The 22,875-nt window shown below is 70.6% G+C and carries 17 protein-coding genes; 10 read left to right on the top strand and 7 right to left on the bottom strand.

All coding sequences use genetic code 11. The features are described 5' to 3' along the window. Positions 1–9 precede the first annotated feature (9 nt). The 3 genes from ABT063_RS41130 to ABT063_RS41120 all read right to left on the bottom strand — a co-directional run bounded on the left by ABT063_RS41130 (position 10) and on the right by ABT063_RS41120 (position 4,006). The gene (locus tag ABT063_RS41130; protein ID WP_351066053.1) at positions 10–1,344 is read right to left on the bottom strand and encodes an ABC transporter substrate-binding protein; all 1,335 of its coding nucleotides are present in this window, start codon (positions 1,342–1,344) and stop codon (positions 10–12) included. 397 nt (positions 1,345–1,741) lie between these two features. Continuing rightward, positions 1,742–2,830, bottom strand: a complete 1,089-nt coding sequence (locus ABT063_RS41125) for a LacI family DNA-binding transcriptional regulator (protein WP_351066051.1) — start codon at positions 2,828–2,830, stop codon at positions 1,742–1,744. 162 nt (positions 2,831–2,992) lie between these two features. Then, positions 2,993–4,006: a hydroxyacid dehydrogenase gene (locus ABT063_RS41120; protein ID WP_351066049.1), complete on the bottom strand. Its 1,014-nt coding sequence runs from the start codon at positions 4,004–4,006 to the stop codon at positions 2,993–2,995. Between the two features lie 230 nt (positions 4,007–4,236). Between ABT063_RS41120 and ABT063_RS41115 the strand changes: the two genes are divergently transcribed. Continuing rightward, complete coding sequence (locus ABT063_RS41115; RefSeq protein WP_351066048.1) at positions 4,237–4,530, top strand: alpha-amylase family protein; 294 nt, start codon at positions 4,237–4,239, stop codon at positions 4,528–4,530. Beyond that, complete coding sequence (locus ABT063_RS41110) at positions 4,515–4,994, top strand: alpha-amylase family protein (RefSeq protein WP_351066046.1); 480 nt, start codon at positions 4,515–4,517, stop codon at positions 4,992–4,994. Before ABT063_RS41115 ends, ABT063_RS41110 begins: the two co-directional genes overlap by 16 nt. A 115-nt stretch (positions 4,995–5,109) precedes the next feature. Here the strand turns inward: ABT063_RS41110 and ABT063_RS41105 are convergent, their stop codons facing one another. Beyond that, entirely contained in the window at positions 5,110–6,327 is a 1,218-nt protein-coding gene (locus ABT063_RS41105) for an ROK family transcriptional regulator (protein WP_351066044.1), read from the bottom strand. A gap of 180 nt (positions 6,328–6,507) precedes the next feature. On the opposite strand from ABT063_RS41105, the gene ABT063_RS41100 reads away from it, so the two are divergent. The 7 genes from ABT063_RS41100 (at position 6,508) to ABT063_RS41070 (ending at position 17,914) form a co-directional block, all read left to right on the top strand. Further along, positions 6,508–7,857, top strand: a complete 1,350-nt coding sequence (locus ABT063_RS41100; RefSeq protein WP_351066042.1) for an extracellular solute-binding protein — start codon at positions 6,508–6,510, stop codon at positions 7,855–7,857. Continuing rightward, positions 7,854–8,852, top strand: a complete 999-nt coding sequence (locus ABT063_RS41095; RefSeq protein WP_351066040.1) for a carbohydrate ABC transporter permease — start codon at positions 7,854–7,856, stop codon at positions 8,850–8,852. Before ABT063_RS41100 ends, ABT063_RS41095 begins: the two co-directional genes overlap by 4 nt. After that, a complete protein-coding gene (locus ABT063_RS41090) occupies positions 8,849–9,721 on the top strand; it encodes a carbohydrate ABC transporter permease (protein ID WP_351066038.1) in 873 nt (290 codons plus the stop codon). The genes ABT063_RS41095 and ABT063_RS41090 overlap by 4 nt, the downstream gene beginning before the upstream one ends. A gap of 39 nt (positions 9,722–9,760) precedes the next feature. After that, complete coding sequence (locus tag ABT063_RS41085; protein ID WP_351066036.1) at positions 9,761–11,542, top strand: putative Ig domain-containing protein; 1,782 nt, start codon at positions 9,761–9,763, stop codon at positions 11,540–11,542. 14 nt (positions 11,543–11,556) lie between these two features. After that, positions 11,557–14,886, top strand: a complete 3,330-nt coding sequence (locus ABT063_RS41080) for a putative Ig domain-containing protein (RefSeq protein ID WP_351066034.1) — start codon at positions 11,557–11,559, stop codon at positions 14,884–14,886. Positions 14,887–14,913: 27 nt separating this feature from the next. Next, on the top strand, positions 14,914–16,155 hold the full coding sequence (locus tag ABT063_RS41075; RefSeq protein WP_351066032.1) for an alginate lyase family protein: 1,242 nt from the start codon (positions 14,914–14,916) through the stop codon (positions 16,153–16,155). Positions 16,156–16,297: 142 nt separating this feature from the next. After that, on the top strand, positions 16,298–17,914 hold the full coding sequence (locus ABT063_RS41070; protein ID WP_351066030.1) for a carboxylesterase/lipase family protein: 1,617 nt from the start codon (positions 16,298–16,300) through the stop codon (positions 17,912–17,914). 22 nt (positions 17,915–17,936) lie between these two features. On the opposite strand, the gene ABT063_RS41065 is transcribed toward ABT063_RS41070, so the two are convergent. Further along, entirely contained in the window at positions 17,937–18,992 is a 1,056-nt protein-coding gene (locus ABT063_RS41065) for a LacI family DNA-binding transcriptional regulator (protein WP_351066029.1), read from the bottom strand. A 142-nt stretch (positions 18,993–19,134) separates the two neighbouring features. After that, positions 19,135–20,076, bottom strand: a complete 942-nt coding sequence (gene mmuM / locus ABT063_RS41060; protein ID WP_351066027.1) for a homocysteine S-methyltransferase — start codon at positions 20,074–20,076, stop codon at positions 19,135–19,137. A 152-nt stretch (positions 20,077–20,228) separates the two neighbouring features. Between mmuM and ABT063_RS41055 the strand changes: the two genes are divergently transcribed. Next, the gene (locus ABT063_RS41055) at positions 20,229–21,605 is read left to right on the top strand and encodes an amino acid permease (RefSeq protein ID WP_351066025.1); all 1,377 of its coding nucleotides are present in this window, start codon (positions 20,229–20,231) and stop codon (positions 21,603–21,605) included. 189 nt (positions 21,606–21,794) lie between these two features. On the opposite strand, the gene ABT063_RS41050 is transcribed toward ABT063_RS41055, so the two are convergent. Beyond that, positions 21,795–22,875 (bottom strand): RICIN domain-containing protein (locus tag ABT063_RS41050; RefSeq protein WP_351066023.1); only part of this gene is annotated, 1,081 nt, incomplete at its 5' end.

The raw sequence follows: 22,875 nt of genomic DNA, 5'->3' as shown, positions 1-22,875 counted from the left end.
GACGTTGCCTCAGCCCTTGACGCTGATGTTGCGGGACTTCAGGTCGTCGACCGTCCACTTCTGCATGTGCGCGAGCAGGTCGGTGACCTTCTGCTCCTTGCTGACGACCTTGGCCCAGCCGGCCTGCATCTCGGTGAACATCGCGGTCCAGTTCGGGCCGTAGACCCAGTCGGTGGTGACGGTGCCCAGGCTGTCGGTGACGATCTTCTTGGCAGGCTCGTAGTTCTTGCCGAGCAGCTTCTCGGAGATCGCTTCACTGACGTAGGTGTCGCTGTCCTTCAGCGCCGGCATCACGCCGTTGCCGGTCTCCGGGCTCGCCATCGTCTTGACCGCGTCGGTGTTCGTGGACATCCACAGCGCGGCCTCGGCGGCCTGCTCCTGGTGCTCACAGTCCTTGGTCACCAGCGTCACGCTGCCGGTGAGGTTGGTGCCGGCCGGGGTCTTGGGCGCCTCGCCGGTGAACGTCGGCCAGGGGGACAGGGCCCAGTCGCCGAAGGACTTGGTGAAGTTCTGCACCATGCCGGCCATCTGCCAGGTGGAGATCTGCCGGGTGGCGGTGCCGCCGTTGTCGTAGTTGCGCTGCACGGCCGCGTAGTCGGCGAAGGACAGCTTGGAGTTCAGGTCGTTGTCGATGATCTCCTGGATCACCTTGGCGGCCTTCAGGGTGCCCTCGTCCTGGAAGTCCACCTTCCAGGCGTCGCCGTCGACGGAGTACCAGTGCGCCCCGGCCTGCATGGCCAGCACCTCCAGGGTGCTGGGGTCCTCACCGGCGTAGTTGGTGATCTTGATGCCGTGCTTCTTCAGCTCCTTGCCCGCGGCGATGAAGTCGTCCCAGGTGGCGGGGGCCTTGATGCCGTACTTCTTGAACAGGTCGGTGCGGTAGATCGTGAAGTTCGGCGAGGAGCTGGTCGGGACGCCGTACATCTTGCCCTGCACCTGCGCGCTCGCCCAGGAACCGGCGTTGAACTTGTCCTGCTCGCCCTCGACGTACTTCGTGATGTCGGCGAGCGCGTCCTGCGAGACCCAGCTGGTGACGTACTCGGCGGTGTTCTGCACCAGGCAGGGCGGGTTGCCCGCCTTGACCGCGTTGGTCAGCTGCTTCTGCATGGTCAGCTGGTCGGTGACCTTGGTGTACTTGAGCTGGACGTCCTCGTGTGAGGCGTTGAACGCCTTCACGACGGCCTCCTGACCGTTGGCCCAGCCCCAGAAGGGGAGGGTGACCGGACCGGAGGACGCGTCGTCCCCGGAGTCCGAGCCGCCTCCGCAGGCGGTGAGCAGACCTGTCAGCGCAAAACCCGCGACGGCGGCACGGGCGAACCTTCTCCGGGGGCTGGTGAAGTTCATCTGACGTGTTCCTTCGGAAAGTAGGGCGCTCTCAGAGAGAGACCAGAGAGGGGAGTGTTCGGCGGCTCGGCGCCGGCCGGGAACGACGGCCGGAAATCATCGGCTCGCGGTTGCGGGGGGTACGGCCAAGCGGAAGCTGTAGTAAGCGTTTCCTGGGACGGTAGGCCGACGGCCCTGTTCATAGCAAGAGGTGCGGGGCAATTTGTTACGCCGGTTTGTCCGTGGGGTTAGGTCCAGGCGCAGGTCGGCCGCGCCTCTACCGGGCGAGATACATGCAGGTCAGACCTGGGTTAGCGCAAGGTTCCCGCAGTGCGGCGCGGTTAACCGCAAGGTGTCCCGGCAACGGTGAAAACCTTCGGGAAAACGTTTACGAAACGATCTCTTGCGGCTGCTCATATCAGCCACGCCGTGCGGGCGGCTGCACAGAGCTCCGTACGACGACATGGGTGCCCAGCACCAGATGGTCGCCGTCACTGCCCTTGCGGCGGCCCGAGCCGCCCTCGCGCCGGTCGGCGACCGCCCGCAGGGCGACCCGGCCCATCTCCTCGTAGGGCACGTGCACGGTGGTCAGCTGGGGTGTGAGCTGGGAGGCCAGCGGGATGTCGTCGTAGCCGACGATCGAGACGTCCTCGGGTACCCGCAGTCCGGCCGCGCGCAGCGCCTGCATCGCGCCCGCGGCGACGACGTCGGTTCCGGCGAGCACCGCGGTGAAGTCGAGCCCGTCGCGCAGGGTCTCCTCGACGGCGTCGTACCCGTGCTCGTAGTCGTACGGCCCGTGTCGCACCATGCCCGCGTCGAAGGGCACGCCATAGGCCTCGAAGGCACGCCGGGCGCCCTTCAGCCGGCCCTGGGCGGTGGTGAGCTCGGCGTGGCCCGGCAGGACCAGCACCTGGCGGTGTCCGGCCGACAGCAGATGGCTGGCCATCGCGTAGGCCCCGCCCTCGTTGTCGTAGTCGACCGTCGTGGCCGGCACGTCGCCCTCCAGGGGCGGCCTGCCCACCAGCACCAGGTGGGAGCCGGCCGCGTCCAGTGAGCGGGCGAAGCGGGCCATGCGCAGCTGGTACTCGTCGTAGTCGTAGGCACCGCCGAGCAGGACCACCGCGGCGACCCCCTGCTGGCGCATGAGGTTGACCAGCGCGAGCTCCCGCTCCGGGTCGTCCCCGGTGGTGCCGACCAGCGAGAGCCAGCCGCGCAGGGTGGCCGCGCCCTCGACGCCCTTGGCGACGTGGGCGAAGGCGGCGCCGGTGATGTTGTTGATGAGGATCGCCACCGTGGGGGTGCCGCCGCCGGCGAGGGAGCGGGCGTGGGCGTTGGTGACGTAGTCCAGGTCCCGGACGACCTTCATCACCCGGCGGCGCAGGTCCTCCGAGACCGGGTAGTTGCCCGACAGGACGCGCGACACGCTCGCGACGGAGACGCCCGCACGCTGAGCCACGTCACGGATCGTGGCCCGTCCGGCGTCGCCGACCGCCTTGCGCTGACTCACCGTTGCGGCTCCTTCACCGTTGGGACCGACTCGCCCGGCGACTGGGCCAGGGGGTGCCTGGCGGGTCCTGCCGGGATCCGTGGGGCGCCCCTTGCCCCCGCGCCGGTGGCGAAACCGTATCCCATTGTTTCTCCGGGACGCCGCTTCGCGTCGGCGCGGGCCTCAGGCCACACGGGCCAGGTCCGAGTGTCGTACCTCGTGGCCCGGTGGCAGGCCTCCGACCAGGCGTTCCAGTTCCTCCACGACGATACGGCCGAGGCGTTCCAGTTCGTTGCCGAGGGAGCCCGCGATGTGCGGGGTGAGGAAGACGTTGGGCAGGCGGTAGAGCGGGGAGCCGGCGGGCAGAGGTTCCGGCTCGGTGACGTCGAGGATCGCGTGCAGCCGGCCGGAGACCAGCTCGTCGGTGAGCGCGTCGGGGTCGACCAGGGCGCCGCGGGAGGTGTTGATCAGCACGCCGCCGTCCCGGATGAGGGCGAGCCGTTCGCCGTCGAGCATGCGGTAGGTCTCGGGGATGTCGGGGGCGTGCAGGGTGACGATGTCGCTGTGCCGGAGCAGGTCCTCCAGCGACAGCAGTTCGGCACCCAGGGCGGCGGCCTCGGCGGGGCTGACGTACGGATCGTGCAGCAGCACGGAGAAGTCGAACGGGCGCAGCAGCTCAAGCAGCCGTCTGCCCACCCGGGACGCGCCGATGACCCCGATCCGGCGGCCGACGTTGCCCGTGGCGGCGGTCTCGGCGGAGGTCGGGTAGGCGTGCGTGTCGCGGAAGCGCTCGCGGTGGGCGAACGTGTCCTTCCCGGCGAGCAGGATCATGGCGAGCGTGTACTCCGCGACCGGCAGGGCATTGCCGGTCACCGCGCTGGAGACGGTGATCCCGCGCTCCCACACGGCCTCGCTGACCAGCGAGCGGACCGAGCCGGCGGCATGCAGGACCGTGCGCAGCCGCGGGGCGGTGGCGAGGACGCCGGCGTCGAGCGGGGGGCAGCCCCAGCCGGTGATCAGCACCTCCGCCTGGGCCAGGGCATCGGCCGCCTTGGGGTCGGCGAAGTCCTGGACGACGAGCGCGGGGTCGAGGTCGGCCGCCTGTGTCAGCCGGGCCATGAGCGGCGGGGGGAAAAGCAGGGGGAGGTGCACCGGATCCATCGCGAACACGGCCCTTGGAGGCTGCGGGCTGGGCATGTCTCTCCTGACACACTGGGTGGAAACATTTTCAGAAAGCGTCTTCTACCGTAGATCTGGCGGTCGGCGTGGTCAATCGGTAGGAGGAGAGTCTGAGTGTGCAGACTTTTGGTCACCTTCTGTCGCTTACATTCGCATTTCGGCAGGTGAGTGGGCAGGTCTTCTGATGCCCATCGATGCGAGGAGGTTGACGTCGTGTCGACGGCACGCTTCCCTGTCCCTGCTCTGTTGTGAAATCGGTTACTCCCTGCGGAGAGACGGTACGTACCAGCCGACCCCGACCCCCAGCCCGACCGCGTCCACCCCGTCTGCTGGAGTGCGCCGGGGCGCTCGTCGACTCCGGCATGCGCGACGCCGGATACTCGTACGTCGTCGTCGACGACTGCTGGCAGGCCCCCACCCGGGGCCGGGACGGCCGGCTGCGCGCCGGCCCCACGCGTTTTCCGGACGGCATCGCCGCGCTCGCCGAGGAGATCCACGGCCTGGGCCTGAAGTTCGGCCTGACTCCGTGCCCGGCTCGCTGACCTGCGGCCAGCAGTACGACGACTACCAGGCCTCGGGGATCGGCAGCCTCGGCTTCGAGACCACTGACGCGCAGACCTTCGCCGAGTGGGGCGTCGACCACCTCAAGTACGACTGGTGCCGCGCCCACCTCAACGACGGTCTCGAGCCCGGACCCGCCTTCCGCCGTATGCGGGAGGCACTACGGGCCGCGGGCCGGCCGGTGGTGTACTCCATCTCCGAGTACGGCCTGTTCAAGCCGTGGCAGTGGGCGCCCGGGGTGGCGAACCTCTGGCGGACCATGGACGACCTGGTGCCGACCTGGGAGTCGGTGCTGTCCACCCTCGACCAGCAGGTCGGCCTGGACGGCTACTCCCGTCCCGGGGCCTGGAACGACCCCGACATGCTCCGGATCGGCAACGGCACACTGACCGAGGGCATGCCCAGCCCTGGCGCTGTCGGCCGTTCCACGTGGCCGTCGGCGTAGCGGAAGGCGACGGCGACCTTGCCGGCGAAGCGGGGTGGGAGCGCGGGGGGTGTCGGGCAGGTGTGCCGGGGTGTCGACGAGCGGTCGTCGGGGTCGTCGGGGTCGTCGGGTGCCGTCATACGGCGGCCCCGTTCACGGTCATCCGATTGAGCGCCGCCGCCAGATCCGGCGTCTCGCTGAGGACGAGCGCGGCGCCGCCGACCGCGCCCACCCGTGTGCCGAGCCCCAACTCGGCCGGCACCACCTCCACTTCGCGGACCATGGGCAGGGCATGGCCCCGGATCGCCTCGCGCATCGGTGCGAGCAGCGCCTCGCCGGCGCGGCACAGCTCGCCGCCCACGACGATCCGCTCGGGGTTGAGCAGGTTGCACAGTCCCGCGAGGACCCCGCCGACCACCGCGCCCACCTCGGCGAACACCTGCCCGCCCGCCCCGTCCCCGGCCGCGGTGCGGGCCAGCATCTCCTCCAGGCCCGGGTCCTCGCCGTAGACCTTCCGCAGCGCGGTGAGTACGGCGGGCAGACCGGCGTACAGCACCAGGCAGCCCCGGTTGCCGCACGGGCAGGGCGGCCCGTCGACGCTCACCGACACATGGCCGAGCTCACCCGCGCCGCCGATCGCTCCCCGGTACAGCCGTCCGTCGAGGACCAGCGCGGAGCCGATGCCGCTGGAGAGGCCGAAGTAGAGCAGGTCGGCCACTCCGCGCCCGGCACCCCGGCGGGCCTCGGCCACGCCCTCCAGCCGGGTGTTGTTCTCCACGGTCACCGGCAGCCCGAGCGCCCGCTCGAACTCCTCGGCGGCGTGCACGTGCGACCAGGGCTGGCCCGGCAGGGACACGCCGACCACCCCGGTCTCCCGGTGGATGGGACCGGGCACGCCCACGCCGACGCCGATGACCTTTTGCTCGTCCAGTCCGGCCGCGTCGAGCAGCCCGCGCAGGATCTCCGCTCCGGCCTCGATGCGTTCGGCCGCCCCGGTGCCGGGGTCCAGGGCGGTGCCGGCGTCGGCGATCTCGCCCGAGGCCAGGTCGGCGAGATGGGCCCAGACGCCGTCGAAGGTGTGGTTCAGGCCGGCCACGACCGCCGCTCGCGGATTGATCAGCAACCGGTTCCCGGCCCGACCGTCGAGATCACTGTCGGGCTCGTCATCGGCCGTGATGATCAGGCCGCGTTCCATCAGCTCGCCGACGATCGTCGAGACCGTGGTCCGGGAGACCCCCGCCTGACGTGCCAGCTCGGCTCTGTGCAGGGGGCCATGGGCCAACAGCAGGGCGATGAGCTGCTCTTCGTTCGACCGTCGCAGGCTCCGCAGCGACCCTCCGGCCCTCTGGCTCATGACGTCGAGGTTACACAGTCTTTTCGAAAGTTCGTCAAGACTCTTGACGCAGTTTCCGGACAGGAAGAAGCTCCTCCCCAACGCACAACAACCGGTTGCCGACATCCCGGGACGTGGCCGATTCCGTGGCCGATCCGTGGTCGAAATTCCGAACAGAACGAAGCAGGAGGTGGCGCGTTCATGCGTCCACATGCTGGTGCTTCCCTGAGCCGCCGCCGATTCCTCTCCCTCTCGGCAACCGGCGCCGCCACCGGCGCGGCGGCGTTGAGCGGCTGTGCGATGCAGGTGTCGACCGGGGTCAGCGGATCGGGCGAGACCGTCACCGTGATGGTCAACTCCGGGGACGTCCTCCCGGAGCAGGTCCAGCAGGCCAAGAAGGACCTCGGCATCAAGATCGTCCTGGTGAAGTACGACATCACCAAGCTGATCGCGATGCTCACCAGCGGCAACCCGCCCGACCTGGTGCGCGGCGTCGGCGCCGTGGACTTGCCGTTCTTCGCCGCCCGGGACGTGGCCGAGGAGCTGGACCCCTACTTCGCCCGGAGCAGCGTCCTCAAGCTCGACGACCTGGACCCCGTCAACGACCTGTGGCGGTACGACGGCCGCACCCAGGGCAAGGGCCCGCGCTACGGCATGGCGAAGGACTTCTCCCAGGACTCCATGTACTGGTACAACGCCTCGGCCTTCGGCAGGGCCGGTGTCGACCACCCGCCGGAGACCGAGCCGATCACGTACGAGGAGTGGCTGGACAACGCCAAGCGCCTCGTGCAGCGCAAGAGCGGACAGACCACCGTGTTCGGCGGCAGCTACCTGGGCCTGACCCGGGCCACGCTCCTGGCGACCATGACGGCGTCCGCAGGGGGCAGCCTCTTCAACGACGACTTCTCCCGGGTCGACTTCACCACCCCCGAGGCCCGCAGGGCCCTGGCCTGGTTCATCGACTACTGCAAGACCAAGGTCGGGCCGAGCCTCATCCAGCCCGACCCCAACGGCTGGGACGGGCCCACCTACCAGGCCGGGCGGCTGGCCATGTCGAACGCCGGCTACTGGCTGGGCGGCATGATCGGCACCGACAAGAAGCTGGCGGAGGTGTCCCGCCTGGCGCCCGCTCCGCTCTTCGCGGGCGGCGAGCGAGTCAGCGCCTGCCAGGGCGGCACCGGCCTGTGGATGCCGCGCGGGGCGAAGAACAAGGACGCCGCATGGCGGGTCTTCGAGTGGTTCTTCGGCGAGGAGCCGGCCAAGGCACGTGCCGCCGGCGGCTGGGGCATCCCCACCCTGAAGTCGATGCGCTCACTGATGCCGGCCAAGGAGGACTACCAGAAGCGGGCGCTCGAGGTGCAGGACAACGAGCTGAAGCACTTCTCGGTGGTCTCCTTCACCCCCTACACCCGGGCGGACGCGCTCGACGCCCTCTTCAACCAGATCGCCCCCGCCGCGATGAACGGCCAGATCTCCGTCGACACCCTCGCCGGGCGCCTGAACTCGGCCATCAACGAGCAGCTGAAGCGCGGTAAGGAGCAAGTGGGATGACGGTCGACCAGATCTCCTCCGTCGCGGACCGGCCCGATGCCGCCGCGAGCGCCAGGCGCGCACCGGCCGTCGGCGGGCCGCGGACCTCGATGACCGTGCGCAGGCACCGGGCGTTCTACATGTTCACCTCGCCCTGGATCATCGGGTTCGTGCTGCTGACCATCACGCCGATGGTGTACGCGCTGTGGCTGAGCTTCACCACGTTCGACGGCATCTCGCCCAACTGGCGCTACGTCGGACTCGGCAACTACCGCGAGCTGCTGAACGATCCGGTCACCTGGGACGCGCTGGGCCGTGCGGGCCTGTTCGCGGTGACCTCGGTGCCGCTGTCGATCATCGCGGGGCTGGGCCTCGCCGTCCTGGTCAACCGGCCGATCAAGGCGCGCGGCCTGTTCCGCACGCTGCTGTATCTGCCCGCCGTGGTGCCGCCGGTGGGCGCGGGCCTCGCCTTCAAGCTCCTCTTCGACCAGAACTCCGGTGCCACCAACGGCGTTCTGACCTTCTTCGGCTTCGACGCCGTCGGCTGGCTCGCCGACCCCTACGCCCGTTACGTGCTGCTGATGACGGTGCTCTGGGCCGCCGGAAACGTCATGATCATCTCGCTGGCCGGGCTCCAGGACGTACCCCGCGAACTCCACGAGGCCGCCCGCATCGACGGGGCGAGCGCCTGGCGCACCTTCCGCAGCATCACCGTGCCGCTGCTGTCGCCCGTCCTGCTCTTCCAGACGGTGACCGGGATGATCGCCTCGGTGCAGACCATCATGCCGCTGCTGCTGGCCCCGCTCGGCGACACGAGCGGCATCACCACGGTCCCGCAGTCCAACTACCTGTACATGATGCACGTCTTCGCGCAGTACTTCGCGCTCGGCCGCTACGGCTACGCCTCCGCACTGCTGTGGGTGCTCTTCGTCCTGATCCTCGCCGTGACCGGACTCATCTTCAAGTTCACGTCCGGCGCGGTGTTCTACAACGTCGACCCGGAGGCGAAGAAGTGACCGCCACCACGCTGCCGCCCAAGTCATCGACGACCGACATACGCGTGCGGGTGCGCGCCAAACGCCTCGTCCTCTACACGGTTCTCGTCTCCGTCACCGGGCTGTTCCTCGGCCCCTTCGGCTGGCTGATCCTCTCCGGCCTGAAGACCCAGGGCGAACTGGCCGCCGCGCCCGTGCACTGGCTGCCCGAGGCCTTCCAGTGGCACAACTTCGCCGACGCCTTCACCCAGATCGACTTCCTCGGCTACGCCCGCAACTCCCTGGTCATCGCCCTCCTCTACGCCACGCTCGTCACCCTCAGCTCGGCCTGGGTCGGTTTCGGCTTCGCCCGGCTCGACGCGCCCGGCAAGAAGGTGCTGTTCGGCGTCCTGCTCGGCTCGATGATGCTGCCGCAGATGGTCACCCTGCTGCCGACCTACCTGATCTTCGCCAAGGTCGGCATGGTCGACACGTACTGGCCGTGGGTGCTGTGGGGCCTGTCCGCGGCGCCGTATCTCGTCTTCCTCTTCCGGCAGTTCTTCGCGGGCATGCCGCGCGAGCTGGAGGAGGCCGCGATCGTCGACGGCTGCGGATACACGTCGATCTTCTGGCGGATCTTCCTGCCGCAGTCCTGGCCCGTACTGTCCGCCAGCTTCATCATCGCCTTCACCTGGACCTGGGGCGACTACATCGCCCCGCAGCTGCTGCTGTCCACCGACCGCACCACGCTCGCCGTCGCCGTGATGACCACCTACGTCAGCGAGGCCGGCACGCCCGTCCCCGAGCTCCAGGCCGCCGCCTCCGTGATGTACGTCGTCCCGATCCTGCTGATCTTCCTCATCGCCCAGCGCGGCTTCGTCGCCGGGATGTCCACGTCCGGACTGAAGTAGCCCATCCCCCTTTTCCTCAAGACCGTAAGGAACTTGGCCATGAACAACACTCAGGGCACCGGACTGACCCGGCGCACCGTCATCCAGGCCGCCGGCGCCGCCGCGGCGGCCTACTCCCTGATCGGCACGGCGGCCGGCACCGCCGCCGCGGCGGACGACAGGCCGGAGGCCGCCGACCGGCTGGTCATCCACCCCGTCCCGGGCGCGTTGCCGATCAACACCACCTATGTCGTCAAGGCCCGTACGCCCGGCGGCCAGTGGAAGCCGGTGCCCGTCCTGCGCGCCACCACGAAGACCATCAACGAGAAGACCGGCAGCGGCATCGTCCGCCCCACCTCGGTCGCCAGCCTCGACTTCACCGGCACCGTGGAGGTGCAGGTCACCTGGTCCAAGGGCACCATCCCCTCCGCGCGGATCCGCCCGCTGTCGTACGACATCCAGCACGAGGTCAGCGGCGACACCATCACCTTCAGCCTCACCCAGCCGCGCAACCTCTCGATCGAGATCGACGGCGACATCTACGGCAACCTGCAGCTGCACGCCAACCCCATCGAGAAGACACAGCCCGAGCAGGACGACCCCGACGTCATCTACTTCGGCCCGGGCCTGCACACCCCCTCGGGCGGCGTGGTGAAGGTGCCCAGCGGCAAGACGGTGTACCTGGCCGGCGGCGCGGTGCTCAACGCCCGCGTGGAGTTCGTCAACGTGGAGAACGCCCGCCTGCTGGGCCGGGGCATCATCTGGAACTCGGACGCCGCCACCCTGGTGTCGTTCTCCAAGAACATCGAGATCGACGGCATCCTCGTCCTCAACCCGAAGACCGGCTACTCCTGCACCATCGGCCAGTCCAAGCAGGTCACCGTCCGCAACCTGCACTCCTACAGCAGCGGTCAGTGGGGCGACGGCATCGACGTGTTCTGCAGCGAGGACGTGCTGATCGAGGGCGTCTTCATGCGCAACAGCGACGACTGCGTCGCCATCTACGCCCACCGCTGGGACTGGTACGGCGACACCCGCAACGTCACCGTCCGCGACTCCACCCTCTGGGCCGACGTCGCGCACCCGGTGAACATGGGCACCCACGGCAACCCGGAGAAGCCGGAGACCATCGAGAACATCGTCTTCAGCAACATCGACGTCCTCCAGCACCGCGAGCCGCAGGTCCTCTACCAGGGCTGCTTCGCCCTCAACCCCGGCGACAGCAACCTCATCCGCAACATCCGCATCCAGGACGTCCGGGTGGAGGACTTCACCTGGGGTCAGCTGATCAACATGCGGGTCATGGCCAACCGGTACAACGCCGCGCACGGCCGCGGCATCGAGGACGTCTACGTCCGCAACCTCTCCTACGACGGCACGCACGCCACCATGGCGATCCTGACCGGCTACGACGCGGACCACCCCATCAAGAACCTCACTTTCCAGAACCTGGCGATCAACGGCACGGTCGTGCACGACAAGATGCGCAAGCCCGGCTGGTACCTGACCACCGACATGGTGCCGGCGTTCGCCAACGAGCACGTGAAGAACCTCCGCTTCCTCGACGCGGCCACCGCGGCCTCCACGGCCACGCCCGAGATCACCAGCGCGGGCACGGCGACGGCCGTCAAGCAGCAGGTCTTCAACTACCTGATCACCGCCGGCGCGCTGCCGACCTCGTTCGGCGCCGAGGCACTGCCCAAGGGCCTGACGATCGACGAGAAGACCGGCCTCATCTCCGGCACTCCGCAGGTCCCCGGCACCTACACGGTCACCGTCAAGGCCACCAACACCGCCGGTACGGCGACCCAGTCCGTCACTCTCACCGTGCAGAACGCGTAAGCCAGGAGTCATCCGTGCAATCCCTCAGCAGACGTACGTTCCTCGGCGCCGCGGGGCTCGCGGGCGTAGCCGCCGGTGGACTGCTGTCCGCCGTAGCCTCGCCCGCCTGGGCCCAGGCCGCCGAGCAGGCGTACGCCTTCGCTCACCCCGGGCTGCTGCACTCCCGCGCCGACCTGGACCGGATGCGGTCCGCGGTCGCCGGCGGGAGCAACCCGATCGCCACCGGATTCGCGGCCCTGGCCGCCGACTTCCGCTCTCAGCACACCTACGGCATCCGCAACACCGGACAGATCCGCACCTGGGGCCGCGGCCCCACCGACAACACCAGCCAGGCCGTCACCGACGCGGCCGCCGCCTACCAGAACGCCCTGATGTGGGCGATCACCGGCGACGTGCGCCACGCCGACAAGGCCCGCGACATCCTCGACGTCTGGGCCGCCTCCCTCACCGGCATCACCGGTGCCGACGGCCAGCTCGGGGCCGGGATCCAGGGCTTCAAGTTCGTCAACGCCGCCGAGATCCTGCGGCACTCCGGCTACGACGGCTGGCCCGCGGAATCCATCAGCAGCTGCGAGCGCTCCTTCACCGACGTCTGGTACCCGGCCCTGTCCGGCTACTGCCTGTACGCCAACGGCAACTGGGACATCGCCGCGCTGCGCACCATCCTCGCCATCGCCGTCTTCTGCGACAACCAGGTGATGTTCGAGGACGCCCTGCGGTTCGCGGCCGCCGGCGCCGGCAACGGCTCCGTGCTGCACCGCGTCGTCAGCGCCACCGGACAGGGGCAGGAATCGGGCCGCGACCAAGCTCACGAGCAGCTCGCCGTCGGCCTGCTCGCGGACGCGGCCGAGGTCGCCTGGCAGCAGGGCGTGGACCTGTACGGCTTCACCGAGAGCCGGATCCTCGCCAACTTCGAGTACTTCGCCCGCTACAACCTCGGCGACGACTCGGTTCCGTTCACGCCCGACCTCGACCGCACCGGCAAGTACGTCAAGACGGCCGTCTCCGACCGGCAGCGCGGGGTGTTCCGGCCGGTGTGGGAGATGGGGTACGCGCACTACGCGGGCCGCCTCGGCATGTCCGCGCCGTACACCGAGAAGGCCGTCTTCCGGGGCCCGGACGGCACGCGCGTGACCGAGGGCTACCACGAGGACCACCCCGGCTGGGGCACCCTCACGTACGCCGGTACGAAGGCCGCCGCGCCGGGCACGCCGACGGCACCGGCGGGCGTCACGGCGACGGGCGCGGACCGGGCGGTCACCGTGTCCTGGCTGCCGTCCGCCTGGGCCGCGAGCTACACCGTGCGCCGGGCCACCAGCCCCGACGGGCCGTACGAGACCGTCGCCTCCGGCGTCTCGAAGCCGACGTACACCGACCGCGGCGTCCGCACCGGCCGCACCTACTACTACACCGTCAGCGCCGCCAACTCCCGTGGCAAGAGCGGCGGTTCGGCCTGGGCATCGGCGACCGCCGGGCTCCCCGAGCCCTGGTCGACCCGGGACATCGGAGGCGTGAAGATCCCCGGCTCGGCCGTGTTCGACGGTGAGCGGTTCGTGCTGGAGGCCTCCGGCACCGCCGACACCTACCGCATGGCGTATCTGCCGCTGCGCGGCGACGGCACGGTCACCGCGCGGATCGTGTTCCCGCTCAGCTCGCAGTACTCCAAGATCGGCGTCACCGTGCGGGCGGGTCTGGACGCGGACGCGGCACACGCGGCCATGCTGATCCAGGGGCTGCCGCTGCACACGTGGAGCGGGGTGTGGACCGTACGCCCGACGGCCGGGGCCCAGATCTCCGCCACCGGCAGCACCCCCGTGCCGCCGTCCCAGCAGGAGATGATCACCGCCAAGGCGTCCTTCCCGATCTCCGACCTCGGCACCCTGCCGGAGTCGGCCACCCCGCTCGAGGCGCCGTACGTCGAGGGCGCGGGCGACGGCTACCGGCTGCGCGAGCCGTACTGGGTTCGGCTGACCCGAAAGGGGCGGTGGTGCACCGGGGCGATCTCACCGGACGGCATACGGTGGACAGAAGTCGGTCGCACTGAGGTCGACGGTCTACCGAATACCGCATACGCGGGTCTCGTCCTCACCTCCTGCCTCGGTGTGGACGAGGAGTACGCCGAGACCGGCACCGGCGCCTTCGACAACGTCACCGTGACCTCCACGACCGGCGAGGTCTGGTCCCCGCCCCGCCCCGCCCACACCGCGGCCGGGCTGAGCGCGGCCACCGGCGCCGACGCCGTCGAACTGGCCTGGACCGACCCGGACCCGGCCGCCCGCTACACCGTGCTGCGCGCCGAGAGCGCGGACGGCCCCTACCGCCCCCTCGCCATGGAGGTCGGCCCGGTCGGCTTCGGCACCCGCATCCGGTACACCGACGCCACCGGCACGCCCGGCACGACGTACCACTACGCCGTCGCCAAGACGAACGTGGGCGGCAAGGGCCCGCGCTCGGCACCCGCCTCGGCCGCCATGCCGCAGCCCTCCGCCCCCGAACTCACCTCCGCCACCACGGCGTTCGCGAACAAGGGCGCCGAGTTCCGGCACGTGCTGCGAGCCGCGCACGAGCCCGTCCGCTTCACCGCCAAGGGCCTGCCCGACGGCCTGCGCGTCGACCCGCACACCGGTCTGATCTCCGGAACACCCACCGAGACCGGCGAGTTCACCGTCACGACCACCGCGGGCAACGCCGCCGGAGCCGCCACCGGCACCCTCACCCTCACGGTCGGCACCCCGCCGCCCGAGCCATGGACGTACGGCGACCTCGGCGACGTGGTCCTCGACGACCGCGCCTTCGCCACCTTCGGCGTGGCCGTCGTCCGCACCCCCGGCAGCACCTCCCACAAGGACGGGACCTTCGTGGTGCGGGGCGCCGGGACCGACCTCACCGTCAACAATCAGGGAATGACCGGCCAGTTCGTACGGCGGCCCGTCACCGGCGACTGCCAGGTCACCGCCCGGCTGGTCTCCCGTACCGGTGCGAGCGGCGACCGGGTGGGCCTGCTCATGGCCAAATCCCTGTCGCCGTTCGACCAGGCGGCCGGCGCGATCGTCACCGGCGGCACCAGCGCCCAGCTCATGCTGCGCACCGCCGTGGCCGGACGATCCACCTTCACGGGCAACGGGGCGGTCACCGCCCCCTGCCTGCTGCGGCTGAAGCGCACCGGGACGCGCTTCGCCGCGTACGCCTCCACCGATAACGGCGTCAGCTGGACCCCCCTCGCCGAGGGAGAGATCCCCGGCTTCGGCGACGCCCCCTACTACGTGGGCCTCGTGGTCTGCTCCCGCAGCCCCCTGGTCCGCAGCACCACCGAGTTCGACGAGGTGAGCATCACCCCCATGTAGAACCTCCACGGAATGGAGATGCACCGCATGAGCCGCACTTCCCCCCACGAGCACCTCCACACACCCGAGTTGAGCCGCCGCGGTCTGCTGAAGACCGCCGGCGGCCTCACCGCCGCCCTCGCCGTCGGCGCCTCGGCCACCGCCCTCACGGGCGCGGCCGAGGCGGCGCCGGCCACCTTCACCCACCCCGGCATGCTGCACAACTGGGGCGACATCAACCGGGCCAAAGTCAGGGTCGCCGCTGGCGACGACCCGTGGCGTGCCGGCTGGCAACGCCTGATCGACAACCCCCACTCGCGGTCCACCTGGACCCCCAACCCGCAGGAGACCGTCATCCGCGGGGGTGACGGCCAGAACTACGGAATCCTCTACAACGACATCGCCGCCGCCTACCAGAACGCGCTGCGCTGGCAGGTGGGCGGCACCCGCGACAACGCCGACTGCGCCGTGCGGATCCTCAACGCCTGGTCGTCGAGGCTCACCACCGTCACCGGAAACGCCGACCGGTTCCTCGCCGCGGGGATCTACGGCTGGCAGTTCGCCAACGCGGCCGAACTCATGCGCGGATACGCCGGCTTCGACCTCGGCCGGTTCCAGAACATGATGCGCAACGTCTTCTACCCGCTCAACAACCAGTTCCTCACCCAGCACAACGGCGCCTGCATCACCAACTACTGGGCGAACTGGGACCTGTGCAACGTCGCGTCCGTCCTGGCCATCGGCATCCTGTGCGACGACGGCGCCAAGTACGACCAGGCCGTGAACTACTTCAAGAACGGCGCGGGCAACGGCGCCATCCGCAAGGCCGTGCCGTTCCTGCACCCGGACAACCTCGGCCAGTGGCAGGAGTCCGGCCGCGACCAGGGCCACACCATCATGGGCATGGGCCAGATGGGCGCGATCTGCGAGATGGCCTGGAACCAGGGCGAGGACCTGTACGGCTACGACAGCAACCGGTTCATGAAGGCCGCTCAGTACGTCGCCAAGTACAACCTCAACGAGAGCGTGCCCTTCACGAGGTACACCTGGGGCACCGGCGTCAACTGCGACTTCAGGGAGCACACCGTCATCTCCGACGTCGCCCGGGGCCAGCTCCGCCCGGTGTGGGCCATGCTCGACTCCCATTACCGGCGGCGCCGCAACCTGTCCGTCCCGTACCTGCAGCGCATCGCCGGGACGGTCTACCCGGAGGGAGGTGGCGGCGACTACGGCACCAATAGCGGCGGCTTCGACCAGCTGGGCTTCGGCACGCTGATGTACGCGAAGTGACTCGTGTACATGCCCGTGTGCGCCCCGTGAGCGCGTCGCCCGTATAGCCGCAAAGCCGCGCTCGTACGCCGGAATACGGAGCCACCCTGTGGTGCTCTGATGTTCACGGTGCACGAGCGCGGCACGGGAGGCCGGTGGGCGCATGACGGCAGCAGTCCAGGCAGAACCTGTGGTCAGGACGCCGTACGGGCCCGTACGCGGCCGGTACGAACACGGCGTCGCGATGTTCCGGGGCATCCCGTACGCGGCCCCGCCCTTCGGCCCCCGACGGTTCAGGCCGCCCGAGCCGCCCGAGCCCTGGGACGGCGTGCGCGACGCGGGCGCCTTCGGGCCGACGCCGCCGAAACCGCCGTACTCGGAGGCCTTCGCGCAGTACCTGTCCGACCCGGTCGTGCCCGGTGACGACTGCCTCAATCTGAACGTGTGGACACCGGAGCCGGGCCCTGGGGCGCGGCTCCCGGTGCTCGCGTGGCTGCACGGCGGAGCCCTCACCCGCGGCTCGTCCGCCGTGCCGGTGTACGACGGGCACCCCTTCGCCCGCGACGGCGTCGTCCTCGTCTCGGTCAACTACCGACTGGGAGTGGAGGGCTACGGACTGTTCCCGGACGCCCCCGCCAACCCCGGCCTGCGCGACCAGCTCGCCGCCCTGAAGTGGGTGCACGAGTCGATCGAGGCCTTCGGCGGCGACCCCCACCGGGTCACCTTGGGCGGCCAGTCCGCCGGGGCGATCAGCGCAGGCGCCCTGCTGGCCGCACCGCAGGCCCAGGGTCTGTTCCGGCGCGCGGTCCTGCAGAGCGGGCCACCCGAGGCGAGCGACCGCGACAAGGTACGGCGGATGGTGCGCCGTATGGCGACCCGGCTGAAGATCCCCGCCACCGCCGCGGCCTTCGCCGACATCGACCGTGACCTGCTGCTGCGCACCCAGGCCGAGGTGGGACGGCTCAGCAGCCCCGTGCTCGGCGGACCCGCCTTCGGCATCGTCGTCGACGGCGACCTCGTCCCGCGCGATCCCCTGGAAGCCCTCGTCGAAGGTGACGCGGCGCGGGGCGTCGGGCTCATGATGGGCTGGACCCGCGACGAGTACCGGCTGTGGCTGGTCCCGGGCGGCCTGCTGGAGCGCGTCGACCGGCTCGGTCCGGTCGCCCTGGCCGGCGCCATGGCCCGCTGCCACTGCGGCCACGAGGTGGTACGCGGCTACCGCGCCCTGCACCCCGAGGCCGGCACCGCCGAGATCGTCGGCCAGATGGTCACCGACCACCTGCTGCGCATCCCGCTGCACCGCCTCGCCGAGGCCCGCCCCGAGCCCGCGTACCTCTACGAGTTCGCCTGGCCCTCGCTGCTGCCCGACCTGGGCTCCTGCCACGCCCTGGAGCTCGGCTTCGTCTTCGACACCGGCGAGGTGCCCGAGTCCGCCAAGCTCGCGGGCTGGGGCGCCCCGCAGGAGCTCGCCGACGCGATGCACGGGGCCTGGGTGCGGTTCGCCGCCGACGGCGACCCCGGCTGGCAGCGGTGGGACGCCTCGCATCCGGTGCGGATCTTCGGCGACGGTGAGCCGCATACGGCATACGGTCCACGGGATCGTGGATTCGCTGTGTGGACGGCGGACGCGGTCGCCCGGGAGGCCGAGGCGGCGGTGGCCGAGCCCGCGGACGGCGAGCCCGCGGACGGTGTGCCCGTGAACGGCGTTCCCACCCGGAGCGTGGAGCTGCGGTCGGTGGTACGACGGCTGCGGCTGCCCGGCTCGGTCCGCCGCACCTGACACGAGCCGGCGCCGGAACAGGTCAGGAACCGGTTGCCGTCACCGAGTCGCGCACCACCACGTGCGTCCCCAGCAGCAGATGCTCGTCCGAGGCCTCCGACGTGCGGCCCAGCGCGGTGCGCACGGCGAGGCGGCCCAGCTCCTCGTAGGGGACGTGGACCGTGGTCAGGGCGGGGTGCAGGTCACGGGCGAACGGGATGTCGTCGTACCCGGCCAGCGAGACGTCGCCCGGCACGTCCAGACCCGCCTCGTGCAGGGCGGTCAGCGCGCCGGCCGCGACCATGTCGGTGGCGGCCACCACCGCCGTGAACTCCAGCCCGTCCTTCAGCGCCTCCCGCATCAGCCGGTGCCCGGCGTCCCGGGTGAAGTCGCCGTGCAGCAGCAGCGCCGGGTCGGGTTCCAGACCGCGGGCGCGGTGGGCGGCCAGATAGCCGCGCTCGCGACCCTGCGCCGTGGTGTGGTCCGGGGCGCCGCCGAGGAAGAGAATCCGCCGGTGGCCCTGGGCGAGGACGTGGGCGACCAGGGCGTAGGCGCCGCCTTCGTTGTCGTACTCGATGACCGTCACCGGTGCGCCGGGGCCCAGCGGCGGGCGGCCGCACAGCACCAGGCGGGAGCCTGCCGACGCCAGCGAGTCGGCCATCCGGCGGGTGCGCTCGCGGTACTCGGGAGTGTCGGCGGTGCCGCCGACCAGGATCACGGCGGCCGCCCGCTGGGAGCGCATCATCTCGACGAACTCCAGCTCGTGCCGCACATCGCCCTCCGTGCTGCACACCAGGCACAGATGCCCGAGCCGGGTCGCCTCGCGCTCCACGCCGTGCGCCATGAGCGCGAACGACGGTCCGGTGATGTCCTCCAGCACGAACGCCAGCGTGGGCGTGCCGACCCCCGCGACCGCCTTGGCGCGCGCGTCGGCGACGTAGTCCAGGTCGCGGACCGCCCGCATCACGCGCGTGCGGGTCGCCGAACTCACCGGATAGACCCCGCCGAGCACCCGCGACACCGTCGACGCGGACACCCCCGCGCGGGCCGCCACATCCCGGATCGTGCTCCGGCTCGCGTCCTCGCTCTTCCTCGTCATGCCTGCCTCGTCCCTCTCCCCGGGCGTCGTCGCCCACCCCTCGGGAACTGCGGCAACATGGATGGAAACCGGTTCCCGACGCGGAGGCTAGCAGTGGGGAGGAGCAACTGGGAGGAGTTGTGCGGGTGTCAGCCGCGAGGGGTCATGCCGCCGCCAGCGTCCCCGCGATCGACGTGATCGCCTCCGGCCCCACCCGGCAGCACCCGCCGATCAGCCGCGCCCCCGACTCCCGCCAGCGGCGCACCTCCTCGGGTGCGAAGGTGGAGCTGCCGGCCCAGGCGCGGGCCTCGGCGTCCCAGGCCTCGCCGCTGTTGGGATAGACCACGACCGGCTTGCCGGTGACGCGGGCGGCGATCTCGATCGCGCGGTCGACGTCCTCGGGGACGCAGCAGTTCACGCCGACCGCGATGACCTCGTCCGCGTCGGTGGCCAGACCGAAGGCCTCCTCCAGGGGCTGCCCGGCCCGGGTGCGGTCGCCCGCGACGCTGTACGACAGCCAGGCCGGCACTCCGAGCCCGCGCACCGCCCGCAGCAGCGCCTCGGCCTCGTCGGCGTCCGGCACCGTCTCCAGTGCGAGGACGTCCGGGCCGGTGGCGGCCAGCACCTCCAGGCGGGGGCGGTGGAAGGCCTCCAACTCGGCCACGCTCAGCCCGTACCGGCCCCGGTACTCGGAGCCGTCGGCGAGCATCGCGCCGTACGGGCCGGCCGAGGCCGCCACCCACAGCGGCCGGGTGACGCCCTGCGCCCGTGCCTCCATCGCCGCGTCGAGGGCCAACTCGATGCTCAGGCCGAGCAGTTCGGCCGCCCGGTCCCGCTTGATCCCGCGCTTCGCGAAGCCCTCGAAGGTCGCCTGGTAGCTGGAGGTGATCGCCACGTCCGCGCCCGCCAGGAAGTAGGCGAGGTGTGCCTCGGTGATCGCCTCCGGCCGCTCGGCGAGCAGCCGCGCCGACCACAACTCGTCGCTCAGGTCGTGCCCGGCGGACTCGAGCTGGTTGGACATGCCGCCGTCGAGGACGACCGTCCTCCCGGCGGCGAGGGCGTCGGCGAGGGTCGTGTCGGAAGAGACGGACGTGTCGCTGGTCATGTCACGACGCTAGTCGAAGCGGCGAGGGCCAGCCGTATGTGTCCATTACATGAACAGGTCGCCCAGCATGTGGGATGCCGGGTTACGATCAAGCCCTCCCCGCCCTCCTGCCCCCGTCCCCGTCCCCGTCCCCGTCCCCAGGGAACACCGCCATGACTGCCCCCAGTTCCACCGAGGCCGCCGAGCCCGGGACGGATCCGGCCGCCGCCTCGCCCCGCCGTACCTTCGGAGTGGTCGCCGCCACCGCCCTCGTCATGGGCAACATCATCGGCGGCGGCATCTTCGCGCTGCCCGCCACCGTCGCCCCGTACGGCGGGATCAGCCTGCTCGCCTTCGCGGTCCTGTCGGTCGGCGCGGTGCTGCTCGCGCTGCTCTTCGGCAAGCTGGCCCGGCGCAGCCCGGTCACCGGCGGACTGTACGTGTACCCGCGCGACGCCTTCGGCCCCTTCGCGGGATTCCTGTCGGCATGGTCGTACTGGACGATGTGCTGGGTCAGCATCGCCGCCCTGGCCGTCGCGGTCGTCGGCTACGTCGACGTCCTGATACCCCTGCACGGCGACCACACCCTCGAAGCCCTGGTCGCCCTCGCCGCACTGTGGCTGCCGGCCGCCGCGAACTTCGCCGGCACCCGCTGGGTCGGCACGGTCCAAGTCGTCTCCACCGTCCTGAAGTTCGTCCCGCTGCTGCTGGTCGCCACGATCGGCCTCTTCTTCGTCGACACGGACAACTTCGGCCCGTTCAACGCCTCCGGCGACAGCGTCCCCGGCGCGCTGGCCGCCTCCGCCGCGCTGCTCCTCTACAGCTTCCTCGGCGTGGAGTCGGCCGCCGTCAGCGCCGGCGAGGTCCGCGACCCCGAACGCACGGTCGGCCGCGCGAGCGTCCTCGGCACGCTGGGCTCCGCCCTCGTCTACATCCTCGGCATCGTCGCCGTCTTCGGCCTGGTCCCGCACGACCAACTGGTCGACTCCGGCGCCCCCTTCGCCGACGCCGTGAACGCCATCGCCGGCGGCACCTGGGGCGGCACCGCCATCGCCCTGGTCGCCGTCGCCTCGATCACCGGCTGCCTCAACGGCTGGATCCTGCTCGCCGCGCAGATGCCGTACGCCGCCGCCCGCGACGGACTCTTCCCGGCGCCCTTCGCCCGTGTGGGCAAGGGCGGGGTGCCGGGCTTCGGCGTCTGGGCGGTAGCGGTCCTCGGCACGCTGCTCATCGCCCTCAACTACACGGCGGGCCCGGACACCACCTTCCGCGTCCTCGTCCTGATCACCACGTTCACGGGTTGTGTGCCGTACCTCCTGTCGGCCGCGGCCCAGCTGTACTGGCTGGCGAAGGGCACCCGTGAGCAGGTCCGCCCGGCCGGCCTGGTCCGCGACCTGATCGTCGCCGCCCTCTCCTTCGCGTTCTCCTTCTGGCTGATCGCGGGCGCCGGCTACGCGGCCGTCTACCAGGGCGTGCTGTTCCTCTTCGCGGGCATCCCGGTGTACGTGTGGCTGCGCGGACGCGGGGCGACGGAGGAGGCCCCCGCCTAGGGCCCGGACACCGATGCCGCCGATGCCGACGCAGAGGGCGTGTACGCCGAAGCCCGCGAGGTCCTTGGCCCCTTCACGGGCCCCGGTCTTCCTGGCGCCCGTCACCCACAACCCCAACAACGGCGTCACCGGCGGCGTGTGGGCCGTCACCGCCGGGGACCACTCCGCCGTACTGAGCGGAGGGCAGGCTCAGGAGGGGATGATCTGCCACTGCTGGCGTGTCTGTGATGCGTACGGCTGCTGTTCGATGTTGGTTCCGTCGGCGGTGTTGCCGTCGTCGACGCCGAGGGACAGGCCGCTGTAGCGGTTGATGAGGAAGTAGTTTCCGTCACCGGTGGGGGTGATGGCCCAGTGCTGCTGGGGGGCGTCGGCGTCTGCCCAGATTCCGGCGTTGCCGTCGTCGGCGCGGGAGAGACCGGCGACTTCCAGGAGTTTGCCGCTGCCGACACCCTTGATCTTGTAGTAGCCGTCGCCGGTGTGGGTGAAGGTCCACTTCTGGTTGGTCTGGTTGCGCCAGGGCCACTGGTGGACGTTGGTGCCGTTGGCGGTGCCCGCGCCCGCCACGTCGGCGACCTTGCCGCTGTGCCGGGCGGCCAGCCGGTAGACGGTGCCGTCACCGGGCAGCGTGGTGGACACCAGCGCCGGCTTGGCCGTCCGGCCGCCGATCCGGACGCCGCCGATGTTGGCGTAGCCGCCGGTGGCCGCGTTGACCTGGATCCGTACGAAGCCCGCGTTCCGGGCGGGCCACTCGACCAGCTTGGTTGTGCGGTTGCCGGCCCAGGTACCGGTGGCGGCCTGGGTGAAGGTGACCCCGTCGGTGCTGGTCAGGATGGTGTACGAGGTGATGTCGCCGTCGGTGGAGTTGGTGCGGTTCCACTGTTTGGGCAGGTACTCCAGGGTGGAGACGTTGCTCCACACGCCGCCCAGGTCGATGGTGATGGACTGCGGCAGCGACAGGCCCCATGTCGACCAGCAGGTCTCGTAGCGGACGTCGCTGAGTCCGTCGATGGCGTTCAGCGGTCCCTCCCCGGTGTGGAAGGCGGTCGCATAGGCGTTGACCGGTGTGACGGGGTGCTCGGCGCGCAGCAGTTGGGTGGGCAGTGGTGGCCGGGAGGTGTCGGGGCTCCACGCCGCGCCGACTTCGGCGAGCCGGTTGACGATGTTGGTGTCGAGGCGGCCGTTGCGGTTGGGCGGGCAGTTGAGGATGAAGGAGGTGTACTTCGGCTCCAGATCGGCGAGGTGGGAGAGGATCGCGGACCTGCTCATGAGG

The sequence above is a fragment of the Streptomyces sp. NPDC002838 genome, assembly GCF_040295365.1.
Lineage (GTDB): Bacteria > Actinomycetota > Actinomycetes > Streptomycetales > Streptomycetaceae > Streptomyces.
Note: the sequence above shows the minus strand (reverse complement) of the source record. Positions and strands in the feature narration are given on the sequence as shown.